This is a genomic window from Alicyclobacillus sp. SP_1 (genome assembly GCF_024706985.1).
Taxonomy (GTDB): domain Bacteria; phylum Bacillota; class Bacilli; order Alicyclobacillales; family Alicyclobacillaceae; genus Alicyclobacillus_I.
Genome location: NZ_JAMCCX010000068.1, coordinates 1 through 3,174 on the forward strand (window position 1 = coordinate 1; position 3,174 = coordinate 3,174).

Annotated in this window: 4 protein-coding genes; all 4 read right to left on the reverse strand. The window is 55.7% G+C overall.

All coding sequences use genetic code 11. The features are described from left to right. Positions 1 to 123: 123 nt before the first annotated feature. The 4 genes from M4I36_RS14015 to M4I36_RS14030 are packed head-to-tail and all read right to left on the reverse strand — an operon-like array spanning position 124 to position 3,122. Complete coding sequence (locus tag M4I36_RS14015) at positions 124 to 378, reverse strand: DUF5348 domain-containing protein (RefSeq protein ID WP_258112376.1); 255 nt, start codon at positions 376 to 378, stop codon at positions 124 to 126. Beyond that, complete coding sequence (locus tag M4I36_RS14020; protein WP_258112377.1) at positions 375 to 1,175, reverse strand: ExeA family protein; 801 nt, start codon at positions 1,173 to 1,175, stop codon at positions 375 to 377. The genes M4I36_RS14015 and M4I36_RS14020 overlap by 4 nt, the downstream gene beginning before the upstream one ends. Then, positions 1,168 to 2,529 (reverse strand): DDE-type integrase/transposase/recombinase, encoded by a 1,362-nt coding sequence (locus M4I36_RS14025; protein ID WP_258112378.1) that lies wholly within the window; start codon positions 2,527 to 2,529, stop codon positions 1,168 to 1,170. Before M4I36_RS14025 ends, M4I36_RS14020 begins: the two co-directional genes overlap by 8 nt. A gap of 56 nt (positions 2,530 to 2,585) precedes the next feature. Beyond that, entirely contained in the window at positions 2,586 to 3,122 is a 537-nt protein-coding gene (locus M4I36_RS14030; protein ID WP_308661290.1) for a DUF6431 domain-containing protein, read from the reverse strand. Positions 3,123 to 3,174 lie beyond the last annotated feature (52 nt).

The following is a 3,174-nucleotide window of genomic DNA, read 5'->3' on the forward strand; positions in this document are numbered from 1 at the left end:
TGTTACTGCTAGAGCATAGTGGCCGTAGGTTGATGGTGTCTGTTGTCCGGAAATTGACGGATTGGCTGGCCAGAGTGCGTCCGACGGGACAATTCTTGAGAGTCGTCCCGCCGCCGCGAACACTTACCAGTAGATCTGCGCGTCGTAGCTGGTGTTCCTTAGTGTGAATGCAGCTTCCCGCCCGTCCCCGGAGGCCGAGAAGATCACATACCAGCCTGCGCGGTCCATCTCCAGCCGGCCCCACATCACGTGGGAGCCGACCCGTAATCCGATGCTTTCGCCACAATGCATAGCATACGAGCGGTCCGTGAGTTGCAGACAAAATCGGTTCGCCTGCTCGTCGTAACAGAGCAACCCTCGTTTCGTGGTCCTTGTCATGACAACTCCCCCTGAACCACTCGGCTTACGGCGTGGTCGTCAATGATCCGTTGCTTGCTCTGGGCTCCATACATGAGGCAGTGCGTGCACACCTTGTTGACCATTCGCGCGGCTCCGCTGGAGAATCGGTAAATCTCGTCGATGGCTTTGTCCGTGAAAAGGTCATGTTCTGTGCCCGCGTAGGTTAGATGGCATCGAATGTACTCCTCAACCTCCGAACGGTCATAGTAGGGGAGCTTGCACTGCAGGTCGATGCGCTGACGAATCGCGGCGTAGGCTTGAAGGTTGAGACGCTCCCAGAGCTCATTCTGGCCCACGAGGATGAGGGACATGGGACTCTTTGCATCCATGGAACAGTTCAAAATGAATCTCACTTCCTCCAACATCTCACGGTCGAGGAGATGGGCCTCATCCACCACGCATAGGGGTTGCAGGTGATGAATCCCGCGCATGAGTTCAATCTCCCGGTGCAATTGCCGTTTCGCATCTCCCCGATAGAACTTCGCTTCGCACCCAAGCTGCTCAAGCAGTCCCTTGTAGAAGTGGCGAGGAGTAAGCTTAGAGTCTGAGAGGTACAACACTTGGTACTTCGCGCCGTCCAATGTCTCCGTAAAGTGACGGATGGCCGTCGTCTTTCCAGTGCCGCAATCTCCCGTGATCACACAGAACAACTGACGCTTGGCCGCGTAGGTGAGACGACCGAGTGTATCTTGCAACGAGGGAGACGCGTAGAGTTCACTGACCGGAATGTCTCTCGCGAAGGGCGTGTGCTCGAACTCATAGAAGGACTCAAACATCCTCTTCGCCCCCTTCCCACTGGGAGGTGTAGGAGATGGCTCTCTCTTGCTTCTTCTGGCGTTGTGCATGCTGCTTTTCCGCCGCTTCGAGGAGTCTCGAAGACTCCGTTGGCCGTGTACCCATATGCTCCGGCAACGAAGGTCTCGGTCCCGTCTTCTCCCCAATGACCAGGGGGTGGGCGCTCCAGGGCTCGTGTCCCTCCACCTCGATGGTGACTTGACTGACGTCTGCTTTGTCGTAGACCACCTCCACCATGCAACCGAGGAACGGCAATCCCACCTGATATTTCTGACCCATGAAGCTGATGCACCCGGACTTGTCTACCTTGCGTGTCTCTGCATGCAGAAAAGCGCTAGCCAGCGTTTCGGGTTCGATAAACCTAGGAGCTTTGGCGTCGCTCCGGTATGCTGTTTCTGGAGTGACGGCGTGCTCTTCGGTGGAGAGGGCACTGTGCGGCTTGTTCTGGTAGCATTCGGACAGCCAGACGGCAAACTTCCGATTCAACGCATCCAGAGACTCCACCTTCCCCAGAGACACTTCAGCGAGGAAGGAATCCACAGTTCGGTTAAATCTCTCAATTTTGCCCTTAGACGCAGCAGCATATGGCTTGGCATAGAGAAGACGGGTCCCGAGCTTGGAGCAGGTTCTCGCCATCCAGCGGGTACGAAATTGCTTTCCATTGTCGAAATAGACTGCGTCCGGAGCGCCATACTTGTGCACGGCTTGGCGGAAGCAGTCCTCGACGATGGATTGGTCGAGAGTGGGGTAAAACTCTGAGTGCAGCACGAACCTCGTCGCATCGTCGATGAACGCAACCAGATACACCTGCTGTTTCTTTGCGCCTGGGCCGTTTGGGATGTACGGTCCAAACTTGATGTCTGATTGCCACAAATCATTGCGATGCCTGCGCTGAAAGCGACGAGCGGCTACGCCTGTGGTCGCATAGATACGCATGTGCCGCGAGCTATATCCACGCTCAGACAACTTCTCCTGTAAAGTACTGCGCTTGATCTGACCCGGCTTGGCCAACCCTTCCCATTCAAGAAGCTGAATGATCTGAGAGATGCTTCGTGTGGGAACCTCTCTGCGTAGCAGGATGGCTTGCTCCAGAAGAGATTCCGCAATGGCATCCGGGCGTTGGTATACCTTGGGTCTCGGTTTGAGCCCCTGAAACCCCTCTTGCCGATACCTTGCCAAATACCGACGAATGCTACGTTCCGAGAGTCCTGTTTGAGTGCAGATCTCGGCTCGGATCTGCCGGGCTTGGCCTGCATCCAGGCCTTCCGCCAGTAATCTGGACACCATTTGGACCCGGTTTGCCGCGATTTCCTCCGCCTTCCTCGAATCTTTCATGCTGAACACCTCCAATTCGGTAGGGACAGCATGAACGTACCGTGAGAAAGGACGGTCTAAAACGCCGAACGGGTATGTACCCACAAATGGAGATTCACGAGGCGATGGACAGCACGCGCCAGCCAACCGCGCTCGCTTGTGACGAAGCGTCCGATGCGTTGGAGTACGGTTTGTGGATGAGCGGACGAACTCCCCACAATCTCAGGAAACCGATGAGCAATAGACTCGAGGCAACCCGCTACGTAGGGACCAAAGGAGTGAAACCACTGGCGCCAACGGCGCAACGTAGATTCCTCCACCCCGGCTGGGGTCTCCTCATCCATGACGGTATCCTCTATGACCTGTGCCTCATGACGTCGGTAGGGAACCAAGAAAGACGGGAGTTCGTGGTGAATCTGGCGACACGCCTTGCAGCACAATCTGCGGATGATGAGTATACTCTTCTCACCACTGCTGCGAATCCACATCCGCTTTCGGCTCCCGATGACCCGAAGATTCCCTTGGCAACAGGGACAGAGGCTAAGGGTTCTCCCCGTACTCCGAACAAAAAACACCCGCTTGAGGGCTTTCAATGAGCTCGTAATCTGATACACTAACCATGTTGGTTTTTGGTGACGCCCCTGGTGTGCTGTTGGCTCAGCACAC

What these genes read in the sequence shown, in the direction of transcription:
- M4I36_RS14020 (WP_258112377.1), bottom strand. Translation starts at nt 1,175, where the DNA reads ATGTTTGAGTCCTTCTATGAGTTCGAGCACACGCCCTTCGCGAGAGAC.
- M4I36_RS14015 (WP_258112376.1), bottom strand. Translation starts at nt 378, where the DNA reads ATGACAAGGACCACGAAACGAGGGTTGCTCTGTTACGACGAGCAGGCG.
- M4I36_RS14025 (WP_258112378.1), bottom strand. Translation starts at nt 2,529, where the DNA reads ATGAAAGATTCGAGGAAGGCGGAGGAAATCGCGGCAAACCGGGTCCAA.